General features: G+C 65.6%; 24 protein-coding genes. 13 read left to right on the top strand and 11 right to left on the bottom strand.

What is annotated here, in order from left to right:
• Positions 1–48 precede the first annotated feature (48 nt).
• The 3 genes from XH83_RS01650 to XH83_RS01640 all read left to right on the top strand — a co-directional run bounded on the left by XH83_RS01650 (position 49) and on the right by XH83_RS01640 (position 3092).
• Entirely contained in the window at positions 49–534 is a 486-nt protein-coding gene (locus tag XH83_RS01650; protein WP_194405376.1) for a pyridoxamine 5'-phosphate oxidase family protein, read from the top strand.
• Positions 534–776 (top strand): hypothetical protein, encoded by a 243-nt coding sequence (locus tag XH83_RS01645; protein ID WP_194405375.1) that lies wholly within the window; start codon positions 534–536, stop codon positions 774–776. Before XH83_RS01650 ends, XH83_RS01645 begins: the two co-directional genes overlap by 1 nt.
• Before the next feature lie 186 nt (positions 777–962).
• On the top strand, positions 963–3092 hold the full coding sequence (locus tag XH83_RS01640; RefSeq protein WP_194405374.1) for an OmpA family protein: 2130 nt from the start codon (positions 963–965) through the stop codon (positions 3090–3092).
• 159 nt (positions 3093–3251) lie between these two features.
• On the opposite strand, the gene argG is transcribed toward XH83_RS01640, so the two are convergent.
• The 6 genes from argG to XH83_RS01610 form a co-directional block, all read right to left on the bottom strand.
• Positions 3252–4589 (bottom strand): argininosuccinate synthase, encoded by a 1338-nt coding sequence (gene argG, locus XH83_RS01635; RefSeq protein ID WP_194405373.1) that lies wholly within the window; start codon positions 4587–4589, stop codon positions 3252–3254.
• Positions 4590–4681: 92 nt separating this feature from the next.
• Positions 4682–5458, bottom strand: a complete 777-nt coding sequence (locus XH83_RS01630) for a phosphatase PAP2 family protein (protein WP_194405372.1) — start codon at positions 5456–5458, stop codon at positions 4682–4684.
• Positions 5459–5529: 71 nt separating this feature from the next.
• Positions 5530–6024: a hypothetical protein gene (locus XH83_RS01625; RefSeq protein WP_194405371.1), complete on the bottom strand. Its 495-nt coding sequence runs from the start codon at positions 6022–6024 to the stop codon at positions 5530–5532.
• A gap of 48 nt (positions 6025–6072) precedes the next feature.
• Positions 6073–7275 carry a 23S rRNA (adenine(2503)-C(2))-methyltransferase RlmN gene (gene rlmN, locus XH83_RS01620; RefSeq protein ID WP_194405370.1) on the bottom strand — a complete coding sequence of 401 codons (1203 nt, stop codon included), beginning with the start codon at positions 7273–7275 and terminating at the stop codon, positions 6073–6075.
• Between the two features lie 192 nt (positions 7276–7467).
• The gene (locus XH83_RS01615; RefSeq protein WP_194405369.1) at positions 7468–8106 is read right to left on the bottom strand and encodes an invasion associated locus B family protein; all 639 of its coding nucleotides are present in this window, start codon (positions 8104–8106) and stop codon (positions 7468–7470) included.
• 107 nt (positions 8107–8213) lie between these two features.
• Positions 8214–9053: an SDR family oxidoreductase gene (locus XH83_RS01610; RefSeq protein ID WP_194405368.1), complete on the bottom strand. Its 840-nt coding sequence runs from the start codon at positions 9051–9053 to the stop codon at positions 8214–8216.
• Positions 9054–9261: 208 nt separating this feature from the next.
• Here XH83_RS01610 and XH83_RS01605 point away from each other — a divergent pair, with 208 nt between their 5' ends.
• The gene (locus XH83_RS01605; RefSeq protein ID WP_194405367.1) at positions 9262–10236 is read left to right on the top strand and encodes an NADPH:quinone oxidoreductase family protein; all 975 of its coding nucleotides are present in this window, start codon (positions 9262–9264) and stop codon (positions 10234–10236) included.
• Between the two features lie 114 nt (positions 10237–10350).
• Here the strand turns inward: XH83_RS01605 and XH83_RS01600 are convergent, their stop codons facing one another.
• Together XH83_RS01600 and XH83_RS01595 are read right to left on the bottom strand one after the other, a co-directional pair.
• The gene (locus tag XH83_RS01600) at positions 10351–10737 is read right to left on the bottom strand and encodes a YkvA family protein (RefSeq protein ID WP_194405366.1); all 387 of its coding nucleotides are present in this window, start codon (positions 10735–10737) and stop codon (positions 10351–10353) included.
• A gap of 102 nt (positions 10738–10839) precedes the next feature.
• Complete coding sequence (locus tag XH83_RS01595; protein ID WP_194405365.1) at positions 10840–11130, bottom strand: 4a-hydroxytetrahydrobiopterin dehydratase; 291 nt, start codon at positions 11128–11130, stop codon at positions 10840–10842.
• Between the two features lie 152 nt (positions 11131–11282).
• On the opposite strand from XH83_RS01595, the gene XH83_RS01590 reads away from it, so the two are divergent.
• Together XH83_RS01590 and XH83_RS01585 are read left to right on the top strand one after the other, a co-directional pair.
• Positions 11283–12728, top strand: coding sequence for a TAXI family TRAP transporter solute-binding subunit (locus tag XH83_RS01590; protein ID WP_194405364.1), 1446 nt, complete (start codon positions 11283–11285; stop codon positions 12726–12728).
• Between the two features lie 212 nt (positions 12729–12940).
• Positions 12941–14482, top strand: a complete 1542-nt coding sequence (locus XH83_RS01585) for an alkaline phosphatase (protein ID WP_194405363.1) — start codon at positions 12941–12943, stop codon at positions 14480–14482.
• A 32-nt stretch (positions 14483–14514) separates the two neighbouring features.
• Here XH83_RS01585 and XH83_RS01580 read toward each other — a convergent pair whose 3' ends face one another.
• The gene (locus XH83_RS01580; RefSeq protein WP_246776396.1) at positions 14515–14898 is read right to left on the bottom strand and encodes a response regulator; all 384 of its coding nucleotides are present in this window, start codon (positions 14896–14898) and stop codon (positions 14515–14517) included.
• A 178-nt stretch (positions 14899–15076) separates the two neighbouring features.
• On the opposite strand from XH83_RS01580, the gene XH83_RS01575 reads away from it, so the two are divergent.
• The 7 genes from XH83_RS01575 (at position 15077) to XH83_RS01545 (ending at position 22065) form a co-directional block, all read left to right on the top strand.
• On the top strand, positions 15077–15841 hold the full coding sequence (locus XH83_RS01575) for a Crp/Fnr family transcriptional regulator (protein WP_194405361.1): 765 nt from the start codon (positions 15077–15079) through the stop codon (positions 15839–15841).
• A gap of 52 nt (positions 15842–15893) precedes the next feature.
• The gene (locus tag XH83_RS01570) at positions 15894–16610 is read left to right on the top strand and encodes a prolipoprotein diacylglyceryl transferase (protein ID WP_194405360.1); all 717 of its coding nucleotides are present in this window, start codon (positions 15894–15896) and stop codon (positions 16608–16610) included.
• A complete protein-coding gene (locus XH83_RS01565) occupies positions 16607–18052 on the top strand; it encodes a radical SAM protein (protein ID WP_194405359.1) in 1446 nt (481 codons plus the stop codon). Before XH83_RS01570 ends, XH83_RS01565 begins: the two co-directional genes overlap by 4 nt.
• A complete protein-coding gene (locus XH83_RS01560; protein ID WP_194405358.1) occupies positions 18049–18276 on the top strand; it encodes a hypothetical protein in 228 nt (75 codons plus the stop codon). The genes XH83_RS01565 and XH83_RS01560 overlap by 4 nt, the downstream gene beginning before the upstream one ends.
• Entirely contained in the window at positions 18273–18554 is a 282-nt protein-coding gene (locus tag XH83_RS01555) for a hypothetical protein (RefSeq protein ID WP_194405357.1), read from the top strand. Before XH83_RS01560 ends, XH83_RS01555 begins: the two co-directional genes overlap by 4 nt.
• Before the next feature lie 239 nt (positions 18555–18793).
• Positions 18794–20620 carry a translational GTPase TypA gene (gene typA, locus XH83_RS01550; RefSeq protein WP_194405356.1) on the top strand — a complete coding sequence of 609 codons (1827 nt, stop codon included), beginning with the start codon at positions 18794–18796 and terminating at the stop codon, positions 20618–20620.
• A 200-nt stretch (positions 20621–20820) separates the two neighbouring features.
• The gene (locus tag XH83_RS01545; RefSeq protein ID WP_194405355.1) at positions 20821–22065 is read left to right on the top strand and encodes an NAD(P)/FAD-dependent oxidoreductase; all 1245 of its coding nucleotides are present in this window, start codon (positions 20821–20823) and stop codon (positions 22063–22065) included.
• Positions 22066–22129: 64 nt separating this feature from the next.
• Here the strand turns inward: XH83_RS01545 and XH83_RS01540 are convergent, their stop codons facing one another.
• Both XH83_RS01540 and XH83_RS01535 read right to left on the bottom strand, forming a co-directional pair.
• Positions 22130–22537, bottom strand: a complete 408-nt coding sequence (locus XH83_RS01540) for a thiol-disulfide oxidoreductase DCC family protein (RefSeq protein WP_194405354.1) — start codon at positions 22535–22537, stop codon at positions 22130–22132.
• A gap of 62 nt (positions 22538–22599) precedes the next feature.
• A complete protein-coding gene (locus tag XH83_RS01535; RefSeq protein ID WP_194405353.1) occupies positions 22600–23919 on the bottom strand; it encodes an SDR family oxidoreductase in 1320 nt (439 codons plus the stop codon).
• Positions 23920–23921 lie beyond the last annotated feature (2 nt).

The following is a 23921-nucleotide window of genomic DNA, read 5'->3' as shown; positions in this document are numbered from 1 at the left end:
CCTCAAATCCCGGCGGCCGTTATCGTTGCTTGCAGCAAGGAGTACGATATGGCCAACGACAATGCCCGCGACGTCGATCGCGCCTGGGAGCTGATGAAGAAGATCGGCTTCGCGATGCTGGTGACGCGCGACGGCGACAAGCTCCGTGCGCGGCCGATGAGCGCCCATCTCGATCGCGACGCGAACACGATCTACTTCCTGACCGACGCACGGCGCCACAAGGACGAGGAGATCGCCCGCAATCCCTCGATCAATTTGTCGTTCGCGGATTCCGGCAGCCAGAAATATGTCTCGCTGACCGGCACGGCCGTGGTCTCCAACGACCGTGCAAAGATCAAGGAGGCGTTCTCGACGCCAGCCAAGGCGTGGTGGGACAGCGCGGAGGATCCCAACATCCGCGTGCTCAAGATCGCACCCGACGATGCCGAGTTCTGGGATTCGCCGGGCACGGTGATCTCCTATGTGAAGATGGCGGCTGCGGCGGTGACGAACACGCGCCCGGACATCGGTGAGAACCGCAAGGTCTCGATGTGATGCCGATCGAGCCGCCCGAGATTCCACCCTCGACACCGGGCACGCCGACCGAGCCGCCGCCGGGAATTCCGCCCGGCAATCCGCAGCCTGAAATCGCGCCGCCGGTGCGCGAGCCCGGTGAATCCCCGCGGCCCGATGAACTCCCGGGCAACGTGCCCGAAGAGATTCCATCACGCGGGCCGAACGGGCCGCTCACCCCCAACCCCGCGACGGACGCGAATCCGCCGCGGGATGGCGCATGAGATGCCTCATCACATGTGAGGCAATTGCAACCAGCGTCTGAATGCGCAATGAACGTCGCTGGAGTGACGTGATTTCCATGCAGAAATAAATCGGGCCGCGATCGCTTCGCCCGCCACAATCCGGCCTAACGCGTAGCTGTTCATCCCAACACTTCGTCAAAGAACCTTCCGGGGAAGTTCACCACCATGACCAATCTTCGTTTCGTGCTGCTTGCGACGACGGCTCTGACCGCGATGCAATTCGCAAGCTCCGCATCGCAAGCGCAAAGTGCGCCGCCGCTCGTGGTCGCGCAGGCCCAGCCGCAAGACACGGGCCCTGACGGAAAACCGAAGCAGCCGCCGAAGGGGCCGCCAGCAGCCGCGCCGCCTGCCCCGCCCGCGCGCCCCGCCGCGCCGCCGCCCGCAGCTGCACCTCCCCATCCGCCTGCTGCGCCGCCGCCGGCGGCCGCACCGCCTCGCCCGGCCGCGCCACCTCCGCCTCCACCGCCACCTGCGGCCCGCCCGGCCCCGCCGCCGCCACCCCCGCCGCCTGCCGCGCCGAAGCCGCCGTCACCGCCCCCGGCTGCGGCCCCGCAGCAGCATGCCCCGACGCCGCCTCCCGCACCGCCGGCAGCACGCCCAGCACCGCCGCCCGCCGCGGCGCCGCAGCACGCGCCCACGCCGCCGCCCGCCGCACAACCCCACACGCCGCCTCCGCCACCGCCGGGCACGCGTCCCGCTCCGACTCCACCGGCTCCGCCTCCCGCAGCAACTCCCCAGGGCCGCCCTGCGCCCGCGCCCACGGCAACGCCGTCTCCGTCACCGGCCGCGCCGACGGCACGACCGGGCGCGCCAGCTCCGGCCGCGACACCGGCGCCAACCGCAACGCCGGTTCCTGGCAGCACACCTGGCAGCACACCCGGCGCACCGCCGGCTGGCCGTCCCGGTACACCGCCGCCCGGTCGTCCCGGTGCGCCTCCGGCCGCAGGGGCTCCAGCTCCCGGGGCCGCTCCGACCGCGACGCCAGCTCCGGCTGGCACGCCGACACCGCCGCCCGGACGCCCAGGTGCGGCACCCGGCGCGACACCGGCTCCGACCGCGACGCCAGCGCCTGGCCAGCAGGGCGCAACGCCGCCTGCCGCCGGAACTCCGCCCGCCTCACCGCAGGCTGGCGCTCCGCCCCGGCCGCCGGCACCTCCCGCCGGCGCGGCAGCACCGACTGTCGTCCCCGGCTCGGCGGCCGCAGCGCCGCCGCCGAACAGGGCTCAATACGCTCCGCCGACGGTTGCCCCGGCCTTCCGGGCCGCCCCGACGGTCGCCGCGCCCTTGCCGCCTGCCCCGCGTCCGCCGCAGCGTGACCTCACGCCGCTCGCGGTCGGTGCAGGCGTGGTGGCCGGCGCCGTGATCGGCGCCACCATCGCCGACATGCACAATCAGCGACGCGAGACCATCGAAGGCGGCCGCACCGTCTACACCGAGCCGGACCGCATCATCATCCGCGATCCGGGCGGGCAGGCCTATGTCCGCGGCAACGACCTCTATCGTTTCCGTTACGGCGCCCGCGACATCCGCACGGACACGGTCGGCGGCGAAACCCGCACGGTCGTCGTTCGTCCTGACGGCAGCGAAATCATCACCGTCGTCGGCGCCGACGGCCGGCTGATGCGGCGCATCCGCAGGGATCCCCGTGGACACGAGCTCATCATCATCGACAACACCTACCGCGATCCACGGGCGGTCGGCGGCTTCTATGTCGACGTGCCGCCGCCGGTCGTGAACATTCCTTACGATCGCTACATCGTCGACGCCCAGGAAGCGTCACCTGATGTCATCTACCAGACCATGGTGGCACCGCCTGTGCAGCGGATCGATCGGCGCTACTCGCTCGACGAGATCCGGTACAGCCCGAATGTTCGCATGCAGATGCCGAGCATCGACGTCAACACGATCGTCTTCGAAACGGGATCGTGGACCATCCCGCCGGACCAGGCGGCCCGGCTGCAGACGATCGCCGACGGCCTCAACCAGGCGATTCAGCGCAATCCGCGCGAGGTCTTCCTGATCGAGGGACACACCGACGCGGTCGGCAACGAGGTCGACAATCTCTCGCTGTCGGACCGTCGTGCGCAGGCCGCGGCCGAATTGCTCACGCAGCAGTTCGGTGTCCCCGCGGAGAACCTGACGTCGCAGGGCTATGGCGAGCAGTATCTGAAGGAGCAGACGCAAGGCCCGAGCGCGATAAACCGTCGCGTCACGATCCGCAACATCACGCCGCTGCTCAACGGCGGCCAGGCCTCGCTGCCGCCGCCCCCGCCCGGCACCGCGCCGCCGCGGTAACGGCACACACAAATGCAAAATGGCCGGGAGCGATTCCGGCCATTTTTGTTTGTGCCTTTGGCAGGCCGTAGCCCGGATGGAGCGAAGCGCAATCCGGGATCTATCCGCTTGGCGACAAAGTCCCGGATTTCGCTTCACTCCATCCGGGCTACGAGAAACTCAGCCCTTGTCGCTCTCGAGCCGGAAGATCTGCGAGCCTTCGCTGCCCGAGAGCAGGCCCGTATCGGTGTAGAGCTTCAGCTTGGCGCGGGTATCGTTGATGTCGAGGTTGCGCATGGTGAGCTGGCCGATGCGGTCGGCTGGCGTGAAGGCGGCGTCCTCGACCTTCTCCATGCTGAGCCGCTCGGGCGCATAGGTGAGGTTCGGACTCTCGGTGTTGAGGATCGAATAGTCGTTGCCGCGGCGCAGCTCCAGCGTCACCTCGCCGGTGACGGCGCGCGCGACCCAGCGCTGCGCGGTCTCGCGCAGCATCAGGGCCTGCGAGTCGAACCAGCGGCCCTGATAGAGCAGGCGGCCGAGGCGCATCCCGCTGATGCGGTACTGCTCGATGGTGTCCTCGTTGTGGATGCCGGTGACGAGGCGCTCATAGGCGATGTGCAGAAGCGCCATGCCGGGCGCCTCATAGATGCCGCGGCTCTTGGCCTCGATGATGCGGTTCTCGATCTGGTCGCTCATGCCGAGACCATGACGACCGCCGATCGCGTTGGCTTCGAGGAACAGCGCGACGGGATCGGCGAAGGTCTGGCCGTTCAGCGCCGTGGGCTGGCCTTCCTCGAAACGCACCACGACCTTCTCGGCCTTCACGGCGCAATCGTCGCGCCAGAACGGCACGCCCATGATCGGGTTGACGATCTTGATGCCGCTGTCGAGGCTTTCGAGATCTTTTGCTTCATGCGTGGCGCCGAGCAGATTGCTGTCGGTCGAATAGGCCTTCTCGGCGCTCATCTTGTAGGCGAAGCCCTGCGCCGTCATGAACGCCGACATCTCGGCGCGGCCGCCGAGCTCGTCGATGAACTGCTGGTCGAGCCAGGGCTTGTAGATCTTCAGGCCGGGATTGGTGAGCAGGCCGTAACGGTAGAAGCGCTCGATGTCGTTGCCCTTGAAGGTCGAGCCGTCGCCCCAGATGTTGACGCCGTCTTCCTTCATCGCCGCGACCAGCATCGTGCCGGTGACGGCACGGCCGAGCGGCGTGGTGTTGAAATAGGTGATGCCGCCGGTCGAGATATGGAAGGCGCCGGACTGGATCGCGGCGATGCCCTCGTGGACCAGCTGCGTGCGGCAATCGACGAGCCGGGCCTTCTCGGCGCCGAACTCCATCGCCTTGCGCGGGATCTCATTGTAGTCGGCCTCGTCGGGCTGGCCGAGATTGGCGGTGTAGGCGTAGCAGCGCGCGCCCTTCTGCTTCATCCAGAGCAGCGCCGCGGAGGTGTCGAGGCCGCCCGAAAAAGCGATGCCGACTTTCTCACCCTTGGGCAGGCTTTTCAGGATCGTGGTCATGGGGCTTCCAATCGGGTCTCAAGGGGCTGATGTGAGGACGGATTGACCGCGCGAATAACAAATTTCGCGGGGCTCGGCACCCATTTAATGGCCTAAACGGACGGTTCGGCACTCGTCTTGCGGCCGAACAGGCGCTGGCGGAGCCGGTAGGCGGGCATGTTCAGCCGGGTCAGGGCGGCATCGACCGCCTCGTCGGAAAACCGGGTCCGCGGCCAGCGGTAAATCAGCGCGTAGGCAAACCAGATCACGACGAAGGTGACGAGGCCGGCGATTGAGACGTCGGTGAAGAAGTGCCCGCCAAAGGCCATGCGCAGCCCGCTCGTGACGGCGCCAAAGATCACGGCGGCGGCATAGGCGAGCGGCCGCCAGGCCGGCGGCGCCAGCGCGGCCGGCGCCAGCGTCCAGAACGCGGTCGCGCCTTCGCCCGAGAAGAACGAGCAATTGCGCGCGCAGCCGCCGCGCGGATCCCACCACGGCACGAATTGCTGGTCGCCGGCGAACTGCGTCACCACCACCGGGCGCGGCCGGCCCCAATAGGTCTTGAAGGTGAGGTTGGTGAGAATGCCGGCCGACAGGATGATCGTGACCAGCAGGAACACGATCGCGCGCCCCGACACCATCAAGGGCCGGTCGGGCCTGACCATCTTGACCACGAGCGCCACCAGCGACGGCAACACGAAGGCCCAGGCGACCCACATCGCAGCGTCGCGCGCGAAGCCGGCCCAATCGTTCAGCTTGAGCGGAAAGGTTTTCGTCTGGGGGTCGAAGAACAGCGAGGCGAGCTTGAGATCGAGCTCGGGATAGAGGCCGAAAACGACGCCGATCACGAGCCACAGCGAAAGGCCGATGAAGAGTCCGGTACGGTTCATGGCGCGCGGTTTAGCGGAGTGAGGCAGAGATGGAAACCCTTGCAGCGGTCATTCCGGATTGACGGCGTAAACTACGGCGCATCCGGCCTTGAATTCGACGGCAAAGGCGGAGGCGGCATGCGCGGAGGCGGCGGGATGCGCCAGGCACCGGCGTTGCGGCCGGCGATCAGCCAATAGACCACACCGGCGACGATGCCCGCGCCGGTCATGATCTCCAGATGACGCCGCACGATGCCCTCGAACTGAAACGTGTCGGAGTGGAACGGGACGAGGCCGAGATAGCAGGCGAGCCCGACGAGGCCGCCGCCGACGGCGTAAGCGAGCGCGCTGCGAATGTAGAGCGCCTCGGTGATCGCGACGATCACCATCGCCGGCACCAGTGCAAAGCCCGAGACGAAGATGAAGCCGAAGCCGAGCAGAACGTCGATCGTGCCCTGGTCGACGGGACCGGCGCCGAGATCGGCGAATTCCGGGAACAGCAGCGCGACAACGACGATCATGCCGCCGACGAAGCAGGCGGCGAGGAAGCCGATGAAGATGACGACGAGGCGGCCGATCAGGGACATGACGCGAAAGCCACCGTTGCCGTCATTGCGAGAGCGTCGCCGCCATCATCAATCCGTCATCGCCATGGCGCGCAGCGCCTGGCGTTCCCTGGCTGAGAGCTTCTCGGTCTCCGACTTGAGCTGGCCGCAGGCCGCAAGGATGTCGCGGCCGCGGGGGGTGCGCACCGGGGATGAATAGCCGGCGTTGAAGATGTATTCGGAGAATTTTTCGATCTGGTCCCAGTCCGAACACTCGTAAGCCGTGCCGGGCCAGGGATTGAACGGGATCAGATTGATCTTGGCGTGAATGCCCTTGAGCAGCTTCACCAGCAGCTTGGCATCGTCGAGCGAATCATTGACGCCCTTGAGCATCACATATTCGAAGGTGATGCGGCGCGCGTTCGATGCCCCGGGATAGTCGCGGCAGGCCTGCAGCAGCTCCTTGATCGGATATTTGCGGTTGAGCGGCACCAGCTCGTTGCGCAGCTCGTCGCGCACCGCATGCAGCGAGATCGCGAGCATGACGCCGATCTCTTCGCCGGCGCGCACGATGTTCGGCACCACGCCGGAGGTCGACAGCGTGATGCGGCGGCGGGAGATGCCGATGCCTTCATTGTCGCCGACGATCAGCAGCGCATCGCGCACCGCGTCGAAATTGTAGAGCGGCTCGCCCATGCCCATCATCACGATATTGGTGACGCGGCGCGTGCCGTCCTCGCGATCGGCCCAGTCGTTCAGGCGATCGCGCGCGACCATGATCTGGCCGACGATCTCGCCCGCCGTAAGGTTGCGCACCAGGCGCTGCGTGCCGGTGTGGCAGAACGAGCAATTCAGCGTGCAGCCGACCTGCGAGGAGACGCACAGCGTGCCGCGATCGGTCTCGGGGATGTAGACGCACTCGACTTCATGCGCCTTCTGAACATTGTCGCCGCTCGGCAAACGCAGCAGCCATTTGCGGGTGCCGTCGTTGGAGATCTGCTCGGCCACGACTTCGGGACGGTCGACCGTGAAATGCTGCGCGAGCTCGGCGCGAATGCCCTTCGAGATCGAGGTCATGTCGTCGAAGCTCTGGGCGCCGCGGAAATAGAGCCAGTGCCACAGCTGCTGCACCCGCATCTTGCGCTGCGCCGGCGCGACGCCGATCTCGCCGAGGCGATCGGCCAACCCCGTGCGCGACAGGCCGATCAGCGACGGCCTTGCCGGCGGCACATAGGTTTCGAGCGGAGTCTTCTCCACCAGGATTGCGTTGTGCGGCTCGGTCGTCGGTTGCATTGAATAGGCCCGATTGTGTTGTCGTTCCGGGGGCGATGCGAAGCATCGAACTATGGTGTGCAATTGCGCACCTGAGAACCTCAAGATTCCGGGTCTGGTCCTTCGGACCATCCCGGAATGACGGAAAGAAAATCTGGAACCGCCCCTATATAGCAACCGGAACCGCCGATTGCGACCTTCCCGCCGGCAGGCTTAACGCCTGCAATCCTGCGCGATCTTGTCGAGCGCCTGGGCGAGGCCCTTCAGCGAGAACGTGTCGGTCGTCTCGGTGCCCTTGGCCGAGACCCCCTTGACGACGAGGTCGGCGGATTTGCGCATGGCCTCGACCATCCGCTCCTCCTCGGCCGCGTTCTTGATCCAGAGGCCGTCGCCATGCGTATACATGGCAAAGGCGGCGCCGCCGACCTCGACCGAGGATTCCGAGCCCGGCTTCAGCGCATAGCCGATCATCACCGAGACTTCGTTGTTCACCTTCTCGGCCGGCCGGGTCGAGACGAAGGCATAGGCGGGATCGCGCGGCCGGTTCGGCGGGTTGGTCTTCGACGACGACGGCTTGGCCAGCGCGAAGCAGACCTTCTTGCCATTGGGCGTCGCCGAATAGGCGCCCCAGGTGCCGAACTGGCCGATCAGGGTCGGCTCCGCGCCACCTGCAACTGACGCGGGCGGTGCTGCCGGCTTGCTCTCCGGCTTTGCAGCCGATTTTGCGGTCGTGGGAGCAGGCGCGGCCGCCTTCGGTGCAGCGCTCTTGGGCGCCGGCTGCGCCCGCGCGGAATCGGCGATTCCACCGGCCATCACACCAGTCATCAAAGCTAAAATCAGCACCCGCCACATGCTGGAGTGGTTCCCTCAATATTGTGACTGGAAGATGGCCCGGCCGCGCTTTGTCCCCGCGGCAGGGATAGCCGGGAAAGTTCAATTTGGGAAGGCAGTTAGCGGTCTCAACCTTTGGATCGCGCGGCGCGCTGGGCGGCCCATTGCGCCTCGGTCCAGCCAAGCAAATCCTCGGCGCCTGAACTGCGCAAATGTGCGCCACCGTCAATGACGACCATCTCGCCATTGATGTAACCGGCGCGATCCGAGACCAGGAAGCTGGCGAGATCGGCAAGCTCGCCGTGCTCTCCGGTCCGGCCCAGCGGATTGCGCGCGGTCCAGCCTTCGTCCCGGCCTTCGGGGCGGAGCTGCCCCGACGCGCCGGCGGTCGGGAACGGACCCGGCGCGATGGCGACGGTGCGGATGCCCTTCGGCCCCCATTCCACGGCAAGACTTTTGGTCATCGCCAGCAGCGCCGACTTCGCCATCGCCGACGGCACGGTGAAGGCGCGGCCGGTGATGGTCGAGGTCGAGAGGATCGAGAGCACGACGCCGCCATGCTTGTCCTCGATCCAGCGCCTGCCGGCCGCAAGCGTGCAATACATCGCACCATGCAGCGTCGGCGCCAGGATCGCATCGGCCGCACGGAGCGACAGATGCTCGCTCTGTGCGATGAACGTGGCGGCAGCGTTGTTGACGAGGATATCGAGCGGCGCCTCGCGCCAGATCTGGTCCATCATGGTCTCGACGGCAACGCCGTCGCGGATATCGCAGGCGATGGTGGTGACCTTGCCATTGGTCTGTTCGCGCATCTCGGTTGCCGTGGCCTCGAGCCGGTCGCGCTTGCGGCCGCAGATCACGAGCTCGGCGCCAAGCGCAACGAAGCGGCGTCCCATCGCGGCGCCGAGACCCGAGCCACCGCCGGTGACGAGGATGCGCTTGTTCTCGAGCAGACCCGTTTCAAACATCGTTTGAATCCTTCTTCCGTCATTGCGAGCGCCGGGAAGCAATCCAGAGTCCGTGCCGCGGAAATAGCCTGGATTGCTTCGCTGCGTTCGCAATGACGAGGATAAGCCGGTGCGTGGCCGCAGACAAAGAATCCGGATTGTCGCCCGCGGCTAAATCCGGCAGAAACGGCCCAACTATAATTCCACTCGAAACGCTTCAGGTGCCGCCATGAAAGCCATCCTCTGCTCGCAATATTGCCAGCCCGACGATCTCGTGCTGGCCGAGGTGCCGGATCCGGTGGCGGGTCCCGGCGAGGCCGTGATCGCGATCAAAGCCGCGGCGCTGAATTTCTTCGACATCCTGATGATCCAGGGCAAGTACCAGATCAAGCCGCCGTTTCCGTTCTCGCCGGCCGCTGAAGTTGCCGGCGTGATCGAGAGCATCGGCGCGGGTGTGAGCGATCTGAAAGTCGGCGATCGCGTCGTCGCCTCCTGCGGCCACAACGGCGCGCGCGAGAAGATCGCGCTGCCTGCGGCATCCATCGTGAAGATTCCCGACAATCTCGATTACGACCGCGCCGCCGGCATCATCATCATCTACGGCACCGCGCTGCATGCGCTGGAGGATCGCGCCAGCCCGAAGCCGGGCGAGACGCTCGCGGTGCTGGGCGCGGCGGGCGGCACCGGCCTTGCCGCCTGCGAGCTCGGCAAGCTGATGGGGTTGAAGGTGATCGCCTGCGCCTCGTCGGACGAGAAGCTCGAATTCGCCAAAGCGCACGGCGCCGAGCTGACGCTGAACTACGCCAAGGAGGACCTGAAGGAAGGCCTGCGCAAGCTCACGGGCGGCAAGGGCGTCGACATCATCTTCGATCCCGTGGGTGGTGCGTATGCCGAACAGGCGCTGCGCTCGATCGCCTGGGAAGGCCGCTTCCTCGTCATCGGCTTTGCCGCCGGCGACATTCCGAAGATGCCGCTCAATCTCGCGCTGCTGAAGGGCTGCGACATCCGCGGCGTGTTCTGGGGCGCCTGGACCCGGCAGAATCCAGAGAAGAACCGCGCCAATCTCGAGAAGCTCGTGAAGTGGACGGCGGAAGGAAAGATCTCATCGCATGTCGATCGCACCTTCCCGCTGGCCCAGACCGCTGACGCACTGAAGGTGCTTGCGGGACGCCAAGCCATGGGCAAGGTGATTTTGCATCCGTGAGGTCATGCCGTGGCGAATGGTGTCGCGACGCCATCGCCACGAAGGGCCGCGGCGTACTGGATTCCCCGCCTTCGCGGGGAATGACAATGGTGGGTGTGGCTGAGACGGCAGCCGTTACGCCGCTTCCGCGTCCCCTTCCTCTACTCCACGCTTCAGCGCGGCACGGGCGGCTTCGCGGTGCTCGTTGGTGATATGACCGGCGACCATGCGGATGGCGGTGGCGAGCACGGCGGCGTCGTCGGCGAAGCCGAGGATCGGCATCACGTCGGCGACGAAGTCGAACGGCAGGATGAAATAGGCGATCGCCCCTAACAGCGAGGCCTGGACGTGGCGCGGCGTCTGCCGGTCGAACGCGCAATAGTAAGCCGCAAGCAGGTCTTCGGCGAATGGCAGATGCGAGGCGCCACGCTTCAGCTTGCGCCAGAAGCGGCGGCGCACGCTCTCGCGATCTTCCGCGAGCCGATCGGCCGGCTCGAAACCGACACTGTGTTCGGCAGCCATGTTCGATAAACTCCCCGTTCAGCCCCGAAGCGGCGGACCGCCGCATCCTGGCTGATCACAAGATGGGGATGTGGCCGGTCCCTGCAAGACGCCGGTAGGGTCTCAGCCTGCGATCGCGTTCATCGCCTTGGCCAGCGTGACGTCGAGCGCCGTGACGCCGCCGGCGTCGTGGGTCGACAGCACCACCTCCACCGTCTTGTAGACGTTACGCCATTCGGGATGGTGATCCATCTTCTCGGCGACCAGCGCGGCGCGGGTCATGAAGCCGAACGCCTCGTTGAAATCCTTGAAGATAAAGGTCTTGGCGATGGCATCCCGGCCTTGAACCTCGGTCCAGCCGGGCAATCCACCCAAAGCCTGCTTGCGCGCCTCCGCCGAGAGCCGTTCTGCCATGGTCATCTCCGTTCTTCAGGGGAACTTTACCCTAACACGGTGCTGACGCCCGGGTTCATACGGGGATTTCCGCCATCCGCTAACCATGACGGAGATGTAACCCCGCCGGACAAGAAATTTGCTACAATTGCGGGCGTAAATCGCCGGCCAAGATGAAACTGAGCCTCAAGCGCCTGTTTGGGAGATCGATGACCGGGGGATTGGACCTGGCCGAAGCGCCCTCTCCGCCTTCGCCGCGATCCACGGCGCGGAAGACCGCCTTGGTGACTCTCGCATTCGTGCTCGCGATCGTCGGCGCGCTCGCCGGCGGCTATTACTTCGCAATGCGGCCCTTTGCGCTGAGGATCGCGGTCGGCCCCGCCAACAGCGATGACGTCAAGGTCGTGCAGGCGCTGACGCAGGCCTTCACGCAGAACAAGAGCCAGGTGCGGCTGCGGCCGATCCAGACCGACGGCGCCACGGCCAGCGCAAATGCGCTCGCGGAAGGCAAGGTCGATCTCGCCATCGTGCGCGGCGACGTCGATGTTCCCAAGAACGCGCAAGCGGTCGCGACCCTGCGCAAGAACGTCGTGGTGCTGTGGTCGGTGCCTGGCAAGGGCAAGAAGCGCGGCGCGAAGATCACCAAGATCTCGCAGCTCGCCGGCCACCGCGTCGGCGTGGTCGGCCGCACCCAGGCCAACGTCAATCTGCTCAAGGTGATCCTGCAGCAATACGGTGTCGATCCCGCCAAGGTCGAGATCGTGCAATTCCCGGCCAACGAAGTTGCCGAGGCGATCAAGGGCCAGAAGGCGGACGTCTATCTCGCGGCGGGCCCGGTCAACAGCAAGATCACGGCGGATGCGATCGCCGCCACCACCAAGGATTTCGGCGCGCCCAGCTTCATCGCGATCGATTCGGCGGACGCGATCGCGCAGAACCATCCGGTCTACGAAGCATCCGAGATTCCCGCCGGCACCTATGGTGGCTCGCCGGCCCGCCCCGAGGACGAGGTCAAGACCGTCAGCTTCTCGCACCACATCGTGGCGCGCAAAGGCGTGTCCGAAACCACCATCGCGGCGTTCACACGCCAGCTCTTCGCGGTGCGCCAGCAATTGGTGGCGGAATTCCCGCTCGCGGCGAAGATCGAAACGCCTGATACCGACAAGGATGCGGTGATCCCCGTGCATCCCGGCGCGGCCGCCTTCGTCGACGGCGAGGAAAAGACCTTCCTCGACAAATACAGCGATTACATCTGGTGGGGCCTGATGGCGCTCTCCGCCATGGGCTCGATCGGCGCCTGGTTCGCCGGCTATCTGAAGAAGGACGAGCGCGACAACAACAGCCATCTGCGCGAACGGCTGCTGGACATGATCGCGACCGCGCGCAAATGCGAGACGACCGAGGAGCTCGACCAGATGCAGGCCGAGGCCGACGAGATCCTGCGCGATACGCTGCGCTGCTTCGATCACGGCGCGATCGAGGAGGGCTCGCTCACTGCCTTCAACATCGCGCTGGATCAGTTCCACGCCGCCGTCGCCGACCGCAAGACGGTGCTGTTCAGCCTGCCGCAGAACCTGCAACGCGCGGGCGCGCAGTTCCGGGCCGCCGGCAACGCGTAAGCCCTCGCGCGCGTAATCGCTGCGTCACATTGCCTCAATATAGCTCCTCGTGTCATTCCGGGGCGATACGCCAGTATCGAACCCGGAATCCATCGCGCCGCATTCGCGAGGAGACATGGATTCTCAGGTGCGCAATTGCGCACCATAGCTCGCGCTACGCACGCCCCGGAATGACGGCCTCTTCTGCAAGCTCGGATTTGGAGCCAACCTCCATGCACATCAAATTCTCCCGCCGCCGCTTCCTCACCACCGGCGCCGGTGCGCTCGGCACGATCGCGATGCCCTATCCGTCGCGCGCGGCCGATCGGCCGGCGGTGACGCACGGCGTCCAGTCGGGCGACGTCACGGTCGATGGCGGCGTGGTGTGGGCACGCACCGACCGGCCCGCGCAGATGCTGGTCGAGGTGGCAACGACCGAGTCTTTCAAGAATGCCCGGGCGCTGCCGCCGATCACGGCGCTCCCCGAGAGCGACTTCACCGCAAAGATGCTGATCGAGAACCTGCCGGGCGGCCAGGACATCTTTTACCGCGTCCGCTTCCGCGATCTCTCGCACAGCGCGGTCGAGGGCGAGGCGGTCGTCGGCCGTTTCCGCACCGCGCCGGCCGACCGCCGCGACGTCAGCTTCGTCTGGGGCGGCGACGTTGCGGGCCAGGGCTGGGGCATCAACCCCGACGACGGCGGCATGTTCACCTTCTCGGCGATGCGCACGCACCGGCCGGACTTCTTCCTGCATTCCGGCGACGCCATCTACGCCGACGGCCCGATCCAATCCGAAGTGAAGCTCGCCGACGGCAAGATCTGGAAGAACCTCACCATTCCCGAGAAGGCCAAGGTCGCCGAGACGCTGGACGAGTTCCGCGCCGCGCACAAATACAATCTCACCGACGGCAATCTTCGCGCCTTCAATGCCGAGGTGCCGATCTTCGTGCAGTGGGACGACCACGAGGTGACCAACAACTGGTCACTGTCGAAGGATCTGCCGGCGACCTATAAGGAACGCAATATCGCGCTGCTCGCCGCGCGCGCGGGCCGCGCCTTCCACGAGATGTATCCGCTGCGCGAGAGCATCAACGAGCCCGGCCGGGTCTATCGCCAGATTGCCTACGGCCCGCATCTCGACGTGTTCGTGCTCGACGAGCGCAGCTATCGCGGCGCGAACGGCCCGAATCTGGAAACGGAATACGGCCCCGCCAGCTATTTCCTCGGGCCGGACCAGATCGCCTGGCTGAAGCGCGGCCTCATCAATTCGCGCGCGACCTGGAAGGTGATCGCCTCCGACATGCCGCTGAGCCTCGTCGTGTCGGACACGCCGAAAGGCGGCTCGGAAGCCATCGCGCAAGGCGACGGTCCGGTGCGCGGCCGCGAATTCGAGATCGCCGACATCCTGCGCTTCATCAAGATGGCGCCGATCAGCAACACGGTCTGGCTGACCGCCGACGTGCACTACGCCGCCGCGCATTATTACGATCCGAACAAGGCGCAATTCCAGGAGTTCGAGCCGTTCTGGGAATTCGTCTCGGGCCCGCTGCATGCCGGCACATTCGGTCCGGCCGCGCTCGACAACACCTTTGGACCCGAGGTGCGCTTCGTCAAGGCGCCCGGCAAGGACAGCCAGAACCTGCCGCCGTCCGCCGGCATGCAGTTCTTCGGTCACGTCAAGATCGACGGCGCCTCCGGCCAGATGACGGTAACGCTGCGCGACCGCGCCGATGTCGCGCTGTGGTCGACCACGCTCGATCCGAAGCCAAGCTGACTGTTGCAGCTTCTCCTTCGCCGGAGAACGCTCTAACCGGTGGCGCGCAGCTTCAGCGCCGCCTCCAGGGCGTCGCTCGAACACGGCTTCTGCAGCCGGGGCTGGCCGGAGAATTCGGGCGGAATGCGCGCTTCGGCACCGTAGCCGGTGACGAAGACGAACGGGATCTTCAGCGCGACCAGCCGCTCGGCGACCGCAAAGCTCGTCTCGCGGACCAGCTCGACATCGAGCAGCGCGAAGTCCGGCGCACGCTCCGAAATGGCGTTCAGCGCCTGGGTTACCGAGCCGACAGTCCGCACATTCGTCACGCCGAAGCCGAGCAGCCGGTCCTCGAAATCGATCGCGATGATCGGGTCGTCTTCGACAATCAGAACGTCAGCCGGCCAGCCTGTGCCATCGGGAACTACGGGTGTCATGATCGGATCTTGGTGCGGGGGTTTTGGATCAGGACAGCCGCGACACGATGCCTGCGCACAGCGCATCGAAGGGTTCCCGGAACGAAACCCACCACATCGCCGTTTCCTAGTCTGTCCACTTGTGCACACAGGATCTTGACGGAACTCGCTAGGGTAGGGAGGAGGATGGGAGTTCACGATGGATGCGCGTATCGGCAAGACAATCGAGGCCGAGAGCCGGCCGGCCAACAATTTGTTGCGGCGTTTGAGCCAGGCGGACTACGCCCTGCTTGCGCCGCATGTGACGGTCGAGACCGCCGCGGCCAATCAATTGCTCTACAGTCCCGGCGATGACGTCCAGGTCGTCCACTTCCCCTGCGGACCGGCGCTCGCGACCTTTCTCGTTCCCAACGAGGACGGCCGCGACGTCGAAACCATCCTGGTCGGCCGCGAGGGCGCGGTGGGCGGCATCGTCAGCGAGGGATACTTGCCGGCCTATACCCGGATCTGCGTGAAATTCGGCGGGCCGTTCGCGCGCATTCATGTCGCCAAGCTGGAAGCGGCCAAGCTGCGCTCGGCGTCGCTGCGCAACATCTTCGCCCGCTATGCCGATTGCATGCTGGCCCAGATCTTCCAGTCGACCGCCTGCAACGCGATCCATTCGATCGAGCAACGCACCGCCAAATGGATTTTGGCGGCGATGGAGCGGACCGGCGACGAGAGCAGCGTGCCGCTGACCCACGAGCAGCTTGCGACACTGCTCGGCGTTGGCCGCTCCTATGCCAGCCGCGTGCTTCAGTCGTTCAAGGCAGAACGGATTCTCGACACGCGGCGCGGCTCGATCCTGGTCCTCAACCGCGACGGCCTGAGGCTTCGCGCCTGCCTGTGCAACGACGCGGTGAAGATGCACTTCGAAGAGGTGCTGCGCGGCGTCTACCCGACCGAGGAGCGGGAGGCGGGGTAGCGGCTTCTTCCCACTATCCCGCACCGCCTGAACCTGCGCTAGTATCCCCGGCATGAGCGGGGCTTTGCTGCACACTATCTTCGACATCCTGGCGTGGCTGGCGGCGGCCGCCGCCGTCTGGTGGCTGTCGCGACAACGCCTGCAGTTTCCGGCGCAATCCTTCCAGCTGCCGTATGTCGCCGCGCTGGTGTTCGGCGCCGGCCTCGGCGCCTATCTGTTCGGCTCCGCCAATCTCTGGCTGTCGGGCCAGAGCGGCATTGCGCGCTCGGTCGAGGGCGCGCTGGCGGGCGGCATCGTGGCGATCGAGCTCTATAAATGGACGGCCGGCATCACCTTGCGCACCGGCGCGCGGTTTGCGCTGCCGCTGGCCGTCGGCATCGCGATCGGCCGGCTCGGCTGCTACTTCGCGGGCCTCGACGACTTCACCTATGGCACGCCAACATCGCTGCCCTGGGGCCATGATTTCGGCGACGGCGTTCTGCGTCATCCCGTGCAACTCTACGAGAGCGCGGCCATGGCCGTGTTTGCCCTCATCTATGTGCTGGCAGTCTTGAACCGGAACGCGTTTGTAATCACCAATGGTTTCTACCTGGCGCTCGCCTATTATGGAGCGCAACGCTTTCTATGGGAATTCCTCAAGCCCTACGGCGCGCTGATCGGCCCCCTCACCCTGTTTCACCTGCTGTCGCTGTCCATCCTGCTCTACGCCGGCGTCATGCTGGCGACGACGCCCAAAGCGAGACCTTTGCAGAATGAGTTATTTGCATGAACGCGCCGTTGCGTAGATCGCGCCCCTATATTTTCTGGGGCCAGACCCAATCTCTCTGCGAGACCTGCCTGAAGCTGGTGCCGACGAAGATCCAGATCCTGGACAACGAGGTCTGGTACGAAAAGCGTTGCAGGGAGCACGGTGTCCAGTCGACCCTGGTCTCGACGGACGCCGCCTATTGGCGCCTGTGTAAGGACTTCATCAAGCCCGGCGACCGGCCGCTGCAATTCCAGCAGCGCACGGAGTTCGGCTGTCCCTATGATTGCGGTCTCTGCCCCGACCACGAGCAGCATTCCTGCCTGGCGCTGATCGAGATCACCGAGCACTGCAACCTCACCTGCCCGGTCTGCTTCGCAGAATCGTCGCCGGCGCGAACGAAATTCACCCCGCTCGCGACCATCGAAAAAATGCTCGACGCGCTGGTCGCGAGCGAGGGCGAGCCCGATCTCGTGCAGATCTCAGGCGGCGAGCCGACGCTGCATCCGGACTTCTTCGCGATCCTCGACGCTGTGCGCGCACGCCCGATCCGCCACGTCATGATCAACACCAACGGCCTGCGCATCGCTCGCGAAAAGGATTTCGTGGCGCGGCTGGCCGAGAACAAGCGTGGCCTTGAGGTCTATCTCCAGTTCGATTCGCTGCAGCGCGACGCGCTCATCAATCTGCGCGGCGCGGACTTGCGCAAGATCCGCCAGCAGGCGCTGGAAAATCTCGAGCATTTTGGCGTATCGACCACGCTGGTGGCGACCATCAAGCGCGGCGTCAACGATGCCGAGATCGGCGACATCGTCCGCCACGCACTCACCTGGACATGCGTGCGCGGCGTCACCTTGCAGCCCGTGCAGGACGCCGGCCGCAACGACGATTTCGACGAGAAGACCGACCGCATCATGCTGTCGGAGATCCGCAAGCGCGTGATCGAAACCGGCGTGTTCGGCGACAAGGACATGATCCCGCTGCCGTGCAATCCCGAGAGCATCTCGATCGGCTATGGCCTGCGCAATGGCGAGAAGGTGCTGCCGTTGACCTCGCTGATCCCGCAGGAGCAGCTCGTCGCGGTGATGCCCAACACGATAAGCCCGGAGAAATACCCGGTGCTGCGGGAAAAATTCGTCGATCTGTTCTCGCTGTCGTCGGGCCCGCTCAACACGAGCGAGCGCGTCTGCGAACTCTTGTGCTGCCTGCCGAGCTTCCAGGTGCCGGACGGGCTGTCTTACGAGAACGTCTTCCGCGTCACCATCGTGCAGTTCCTCGACCGCTTCAATTTCTGCGTCGGCAACGTCAAGCGCAGCTGCATCCATTTCGTGACGGAGCAGGGGGCGATCATTCCGTTCGACACCTACAATTTGTTCTACCGCAACGGCAAGATCGACGGCATCCGCGCCGAGTTGGCCGGCGAAACCTATCGGGACGCCGGGCAGCGTGAGGAGATGCCGCGTTGAGCGAGACGCCTTCACCTCCAGCGTCGCGGAGCGGATGTGTCACCGCGTTCATGGTAATGTGCGGGGTGATCCTGCTGCTCCCCGGCATCTGCGCCCTGATCTTTGCCTTCGACCAGACCCAGTCGTCACACTTCGACACCCGTTTCATCCCCGTCCTCGTGCTTGCAATGCTGGTGGCCTTTGCCGGCGTGATGTTGATCAGGGCAGCGAGAAAGAGACCATGAGCGATTCCAGCCCCACCCCACCGGCAGTGCCTCCACAGATCCAGCAACCGCGCAGCGGCTGCCTGACCGCACTGATGGCGATCGCCGGGATCTTCATGCTGCTGCCGGGACTCTGCGCGCTCCTGTTCGGCGGAATGTCGGTGGTCGAGGGTGGCCAGATCCCCTCCGACATCGCCTCGCTGGTCTTTTTGGGGTTGGTCATCGGCATCGGAGGCGTCGTCATGATCTGGGCGGCCATCGTGGGCCGAAAGGCCCCGCCGGCCCGGAATGGGAGCTAACCCCCGGGGATTCCCGGACAAAATTCAGTCAACCAAGGCCCAAAGAACGCATTGTTTTTTGGCCGTTTTTGCATATATTGCGCCGCAACGCGTAAGGTGCCCGGTCTGATATGGCCGGGCTTCCTTTTTGGGCAGAAAGCGCCCCGTTTCCAGTCTTCCAGCGTTGTTTCGAGAAGAGGTCCCGGTCTGACCGGCGAGATCGCGCTTAACCCATTGTTCGACCGCAAAGAAGCTCATCCATGAATCTTCGTAACGTCGCCATCATCGCCCACGTCGACCACGGCAAGACGACCCTCGTCGACAAGCTCCTCCAGCAGTCCGGCACGTTCCGCGAGAACCAGAAGGTGACGGATCGCGCCATGGACTCCAACGATCTGGAGCGCGAGCGCGGCATCACCATTCTGGCCAAGGCGGCCTCGGTGCAGTGGAAAGACACCCGCATCAACATCGTCGACACCCCCGGCCACGCCGATTTCGGCGGTGAGGTCGAGCGCATCCTGAACATGGTGGATGGCGCCCTGGTGCTGGTCGACGCCGCCGAAGGCCCGCTGCCGCAGACCAAGTTCGTGGTCTCCAAGGCGCTCAAGGTCGGCCTCAAGCCGATCGTCGTCATCAACAAGGTCGACCGGCCCGACGCGCGCCCGACCGAAGTCATCAACGAGGTGTTCGACCTGTTCGCGGCACTCGATGCCAGCGAGGAGCAGCTCGACTTCCCAATCCTCTACGGGTCGGCCAAGCAGGGCTGGATGGCCGACAGCCCGGAGGGTCCGAAAGACAAGGGCATGGAGCCGCTGTTCGACCTGATCCTGCGCCACGTCGCACCGCCGAAGGTCGAGGAGGGTCCGTTCAAGATGATCGGCACCATTCTGGAAGCCAACCCCTATCTCGGCCGCATCATCACCGGCCGCATCTCGTCCGGCGTGCTCAAGCCAAACCAGCAAGTCAAGGTGCTGAACGCCGAGGGCAAGCTGGTCGAGTCCGGGCGCATCACCAAGATCCTGGCGTTCCGCGGCCTCGAGCGCACGCCGCTCGATGAAGCCGAAGCCGGCGACATCGTCGCCATTGCCGGCCTGACCAAGGGCACCGTCGCCGACACCTTCTGCGACCCGACCGTCGAGGTGCCGCTGCCGGCACAGCCGATCGATCCGCCGACCGTCTCGATGTCGTTCATCGTCAACAACTCCCCGCTCGCCGGCACCGAAGGCGACAAGGTGACGAGCCGCATGATCCGCGACCGTCTGCTGCGCGAGGCCGAAGGCAATGTCGCGCTGCGCGTGGTGGAAGCCGCGGACAAGGACGCGATGGAAGTCTCGGGCCGCGGCGAATTGCAGCTCGCGATCCTGATCGAGACCATGCGCCGCGAGGGCTTCGAGCTCTCGGTGTCGCGTCCGCGCGTCGTCTACCAGAAGGACGAAGCCACCGGCGGCGCCCTGGAGCCGATCGAGGAAGTCGTGATCGACGTCGACGAGGAGCATTCCGGCGTCGTCGTGCAGAAGATGAGCGAGCGCAAGTCCGAGCTGATCGAGATGAAGCCCTCCGGCGGCAACCGCCAGCGCCTGGTGTTCTACGCGCCGACCCGCGGCCTGATCGGCTACCAGGGCGAACTGCTCACCGACACCCGCGGCACCGCGATCATGAACCGCCTGTTCCACGGCTATGCGCCGTACAAGGGTGAGATCCAGGGCCGCCGCAACGGCGTGCTGATCTCCAACGACCAGGGCGAAGCGGTGGCCTACGCCATGTTCAAGCTGGAGGATCGCGGCCCGATGATGATCGAGCCGGGCTGGAAGGTCTACAAGGGCATGATCGTCGGCGAGCACACCCGCGACAACGATCTCGAGATCAACGTGCTCAAGGGCAAGCAGCTCACCAACATCCGCACGACGTCGAAGGACGAAGCCGTGCGCCTGACCCCACCGATCCGCATGACGCTGGAAAAGGCGCTCGCCTATATTGAGGACGACGAGCTCGTCGAGGTCACCCCGAAGTCGATCCGCCTGCGCAAGAAGCACCTCGACCCGAACGAGCGCAAGCGCGCGGAAAAGGCCAAGGAAGCGGTGGCGTAAGCCACCTCTCGCGTGCCCCGGACGCGGCGCAGCGCGATAGCGGTGCGCTGCCGAGCCGGGGCCCAGACGTTCTCCCTCCTGCACATCACCATGGGTCCCGGCTCTGCGGAGCGGCGTCACACGCCGCACCGCGTCCGGGACACGAGATCGGCATATCCGTCCGGCTTCAGCACATCCAGCGAACGTGCTAGAGCCGACCCATGTCGCTTCCCTCCTCCGTCGACGTCGCGATCATCGGCGCCGGTGCCGCCGGCCTCGGTGCGGCGCATGCGCTGGCGGGCTCCGGCCTCTCGGTGATGGTGCTCGAGGCGCGTGACAGGCTCGGTGGCCGGGCCTGGACGGTGCAGGCCTCGCCCGAGGTCACATTCGACGTCGGCTGCGGCTGGCTGCATTCGGCAGACAAGAACTCCTTCGTCCCCATCGCGCAGCAGCTCGGTTTCGAGCTCAACAAGGACCTGCCGCCGTGGCGCGAGCGCGCCTATGGCAACGCGTTTCCGCAAGTCGAGCGCGACGATTTCATGCGCGCGATGGACGCGTTCTATGAGCGCCTCTGGCAGGCCGCGCACAGAGGCAAGGACGAGCCCGCGAGCATGAGCCTCGACGTGGGCAATCGCTGGAATCCCATGATCGACGCGATCTCGACCTACATCAACGGCTGCGAGCTCAAGGACATGTCGACGCTGGATTGGGACGCCTACGAGGACACCGGCCTCAACTGGCGCGTCCGCCGCGGCTATGGCGCGCTTGTGTCGGCCTACGGCGCGCCCTGCCCGGTGGCGTTGAGCTGCAACGTCACCCTGATCGATCATTCCGATAGGCGCATCCGCATCGAAACATCGCAGGGCAGGCTGACCGCCGACAAGGCGATCGTCACCGTGCCGACCAATCTGCTCGCCGATGAGACGATGCGCTTCTCACCGCCGCTGCCGTCCAAGGTCAATGCCGCCGCCGGCCTGCCGCTCGGCGTCGACGACAAGGTGATGCTGGCGCTCGAGGGCGCTGAAGCTTTTCCGAAGGACGGCAATTTGCGCGGCGCCACCATGCGCACCGAGATGGGCACCTATCACATCCGCCCGTTCGGCCAGCCCTGCATCGAAGGCTTTTTCGGCGGCAGCTTTGCCCGCGCGCTGGAGGATTCCGGCGAAGGCGCCATCGCCGCGCAGGCGATCAGCGAGATCGCGGGCTTTCTCGGCAATGATATCAGGCGCAAGCTGAAGCCGCTGTACGAGTCGCGCTGGGCGCACGACCCCTTTGCGCGCGGCTCCTATTCGCACGCGCTGCCCGGCCACGCCGGCGATCGTGCGGTGCTGGCAGCGCCGGTGGATGGACGGCTGTTCTTTGCCGGCGAGGCGACCTCGCCGGAGTTCTTCACGACAGCGCACGGGGCGAGGGACAGCGGCGAGCGGGCGGCGAAGGAAGTGCTGGCGGCGATAGGGAAGCGCTAGCTTCCCTACCAATGTCGTCCCGGCGAACGCCGGACGACACCAATCATGTGGCGTGGCTATCGCGTCACTCGATCACCCGCGCCCGCAGATCAGCATCGGGCACGAAGCACGCATCGTATTTCCCAAAAATGCGATAGCGGTTGCGCGCCACGAGGCTATAGACGGCGTCCCGCAGCGGCTTCGGCACGGCGAACAACGCGCGCACCCAGCTCCAGCCTGGAAGCTGCGACAGCACCGTCAGCGCGGCATCGGACTTCATGAAGACCTCCCCGCCATGAACGACCGCGTTGGTATCGGGATCATGGGGATCGATGCCGAAGGTGCGCGCGAGCCGGGCGCCGTAATCCGACTGGATCGGCGTGAAGCGAAACCGCCTCGCCGTGTCGCGCGCGGCAACGAAGCGGACCCAGCGCGAGCAGAAGATGCAGACGCCGTCGAACAGGATCACGTCATCGTCGGGCCATCTACTCATCAGACTCTCTTTTTGACGCGTTGTCTTCACGCGAAGCCGGAATTCCACTTCGCTCGAAGACGCTACCGGTTATCCAGCATCAGCAGTGCGACGAGCATCAGCACGATCGCCGGTCCCGTCTTCACCAGCGCACCGAGCGGTTCGATCCAGAGATCTGGCGTCAGGATCGCCGCGCCGACCATATAGCCGAGCGAAGCCATGATACCCGCGGCGAGCCCGATTGCCGCCGTGCGGCGGACGGCGATCAGCACGCCGATGCTCATGTCCATCAAGCTGGTACCGATGGTGATGGGATCGACCAGCGCCGGTGGAAAGTTGTGCGCCGTCAGGATGCCGGCGGCGGCACGATAGGACACGAACAGCGCGATGCAGCCGGAGACGAGCCAGAACGCGACCAGGCTCGCGAAGATCAACGCCTTGATCAGGAACAGGCGCGCGAACCATTTGTCCTGGACGGTGGCAGGATGGCGGCCGATCGTCTCAACCAGCGTCTTTGGCGTGATGCCGGTCGCGGCGATCCAGGCGGCGGGATTGCCCGTCACGCCGCGGCGCAGCTCGGCGATGGCCGTGGAGCGCATCGGCGGCATCCAGCCGAGAGCGTTGGCGAGATCGCCGATTTTGGCCCCGAGATCGAGCATGAAAGCCGGCACCGCGATGCGGAGCCAGCCGGATGTGCCGAACGCGCGGCGGAATTGCCCGATGACGGCGGCCATCGTGACAGGCTCAGCCTGCATGAGATCCCAGCTCATCGCGGTCACGGCGGCATCGCCAATGTCGCGCGTGGCGAGCCAGGCGATGGTGGCCGAAATATCCTCCACCGCGACAGGCTGGAACGGCGTTGCCATCTCCTTGGCCGGCAGATCGAGCGGAAAGGCGGCGAGCGCGCGGAGCATGGCGCTGCCGCCATAGGCTGACGGTACCACGACAAAGCCGGGCCGCAGGACGGCATGTGAAATGCCGGAGGCGGCGATCAAGCGCTCGGCCTCGCGCTTGGTCGTCGCGAAGGCGGTGCGGTCGGCCTCCGCCGTTCCCGGAATCGAGATGTGCACCAGCCTGATTGCGCGACCGCTCTCGCCGATCGCCGCGAGCAGCCGCGTGACGAAATCGCGATGCACGGCGCCCGTATCGCTGCCAGGCCCGTCCTGGAGCACGCCGAGGCAATTCACGACGACGTCGGCTTCACGCTCGCGCAGGAGCCGCGCCAGAGCTGCGGCATCCAGCGAGAGGATCGGCAGCTCGATGTCCAGCGGGCTCATCCTTTGCGCCGGCAACAGGCTGCGTGCAAGGCCTACGACACGAAATCCCCGCGCGCGCAGATCATCGGTGACGAAGCGACCGATCAGGCCGGAAGCACCGAGCACCAGAATGGTTCGCTCACTCATTG

It is taken from the genome of Bradyrhizobium sp. CCBAU 53351, from assembly GCF_015291745.1.
Lineage (GTDB): Bacteria > Pseudomonadota > Alphaproteobacteria > Rhizobiales > Xanthobacteraceae > Bradyrhizobium.
The sequence above is the reverse complement of the archived record's forward strand: the minus strand, read 5'-3'. Positions and strand labels throughout refer to the sequence as shown.

Coding starts and splice junctions, on each gene's coding strand:
- XH83_RS01605 (WP_194405367.1), top strand. CDS start 9,262: ATGAAAGCCATCCTCTGCTCGCAATATTGCCAGCCCGACGATCTCGTG.
- XH83_RS01645 (WP_194405375.1), top strand. CDS start 534: ATGCCGATCGAGCCGCCCGAGATTCCACCCTCGACACCGGGCACGCCG.
- XH83_RS01585 (WP_194405363.1), top strand. CDS start 12,941: ATGCACATCAAATTCTCCCGCCGCCGCTTCCTCACCACCGGCGCCGGT.
- XH83_RS01535 (WP_194405353.1), bottom strand. CDS start 23,919: ATGAGTGAGCGAACCATTCTGGTGCTCGGTGCTTCCGGCCTGATCGGT.
- XH83_RS01600 (WP_194405366.1), bottom strand. CDS start 10,737: ATGGCTGCCGAACACAGTGTCGGTTTCGAGCCGGCCGATCGGCTCGCG.
- XH83_RS01610 (WP_194405368.1), bottom strand. CDS start 9,053: ATGTTTGAAACGGGTCTGCTCGAGAACAAGCGCATCCTCGTCACCGGC.
- typA (WP_194405356.1), top strand. CDS start 18,794: ATGAATCTTCGTAACGTCGCCATCATCGCCCACGTCGACCACGGCAAG.
- XH83_RS01570 (WP_194405360.1), top strand. CDS start 15,894: ATGAGCGGGGCTTTGCTGCACACTATCTTCGACATCCTGGCGTGGCTG.
- XH83_RS01615 (WP_194405369.1), bottom strand. CDS start 8,106: ATGTGGCGGGTGCTGATTTTAGCTTTGATGACTGGTGTGATGGCCGGT.
- XH83_RS01640 (WP_194405374.1), top strand. CDS start 963: ATGACCAATCTTCGTTTCGTGCTGCTTGCGACGACGGCTCTGACCGCG.
- XH83_RS01545 (WP_194405355.1), top strand. CDS start 20,821: ATGTCGCTTCCCTCCTCCGTCGACGTCGCGATCATCGGCGCCGGTGCC.
- XH83_RS01580 (WP_246776396.1), bottom strand. CDS start 14,898: ATGACACCCGTAGTTCCCGATGGCACAGGCTGGCCGGCTGACGTTCTG.
- XH83_RS01590 (WP_194405364.1), top strand. CDS start 11,283: ATGAAACTGAGCCTCAAGCGCCTGTTTGGGAGATCGATGACCGGGGGA.
- XH83_RS01595 (WP_194405365.1), bottom strand. CDS start 11,130: ATGGCAGAACGGCTCTCGGCGGAGGCGCGCAAGCAGGCTTTGGGTGGA.
- XH83_RS01565 (WP_194405359.1), top strand. CDS start 16,607: ATGAACGCGCCGTTGCGTAGATCGCGCCCCTATATTTTCTGGGGCCAG.
- rlmN (WP_194405370.1), bottom strand. CDS start 7,275: ATGCAACCGACGACCGAGCCGCACAACGCAATCCTGGTGGAGAAGACT.
- XH83_RS01575 (WP_194405361.1), top strand. CDS start 15,077: ATGGATGCGCGTATCGGCAAGACAATCGAGGCCGAGAGCCGGCCGGCC.
- XH83_RS01540 (WP_194405354.1), bottom strand. CDS start 22,537: ATGAGTAGATGGCCCGACGATGACGTGATCCTGTTCGACGGCGTCTGC.
- XH83_RS01630 (WP_194405372.1), bottom strand. CDS start 5,458: ATGAACCGTACCGGACTCTTCATCGGCCTTTCGCTGTGGCTCGTGATC.
- XH83_RS01650 (WP_194405376.1), top strand. CDS start 49: ATGGCCAACGACAATGCCCGCGACGTCGATCGCGCCTGGGAGCTGATG.
- XH83_RS01625 (WP_194405371.1), bottom strand. CDS start 6,024: ATGTCCCTGATCGGCCGCCTCGTCGTCATCTTCATCGGCTTCCTCGCC.
- XH83_RS01555 (WP_194405357.1), top strand. CDS start 18,273: ATGAGCGATTCCAGCCCCACCCCACCGGCAGTGCCTCCACAGATCCAG.
- argG (WP_194405373.1), bottom strand. CDS start 4,589: ATGACCACGATCCTGAAAAGCCTGCCCAAGGGTGAGAAAGTCGGCATC.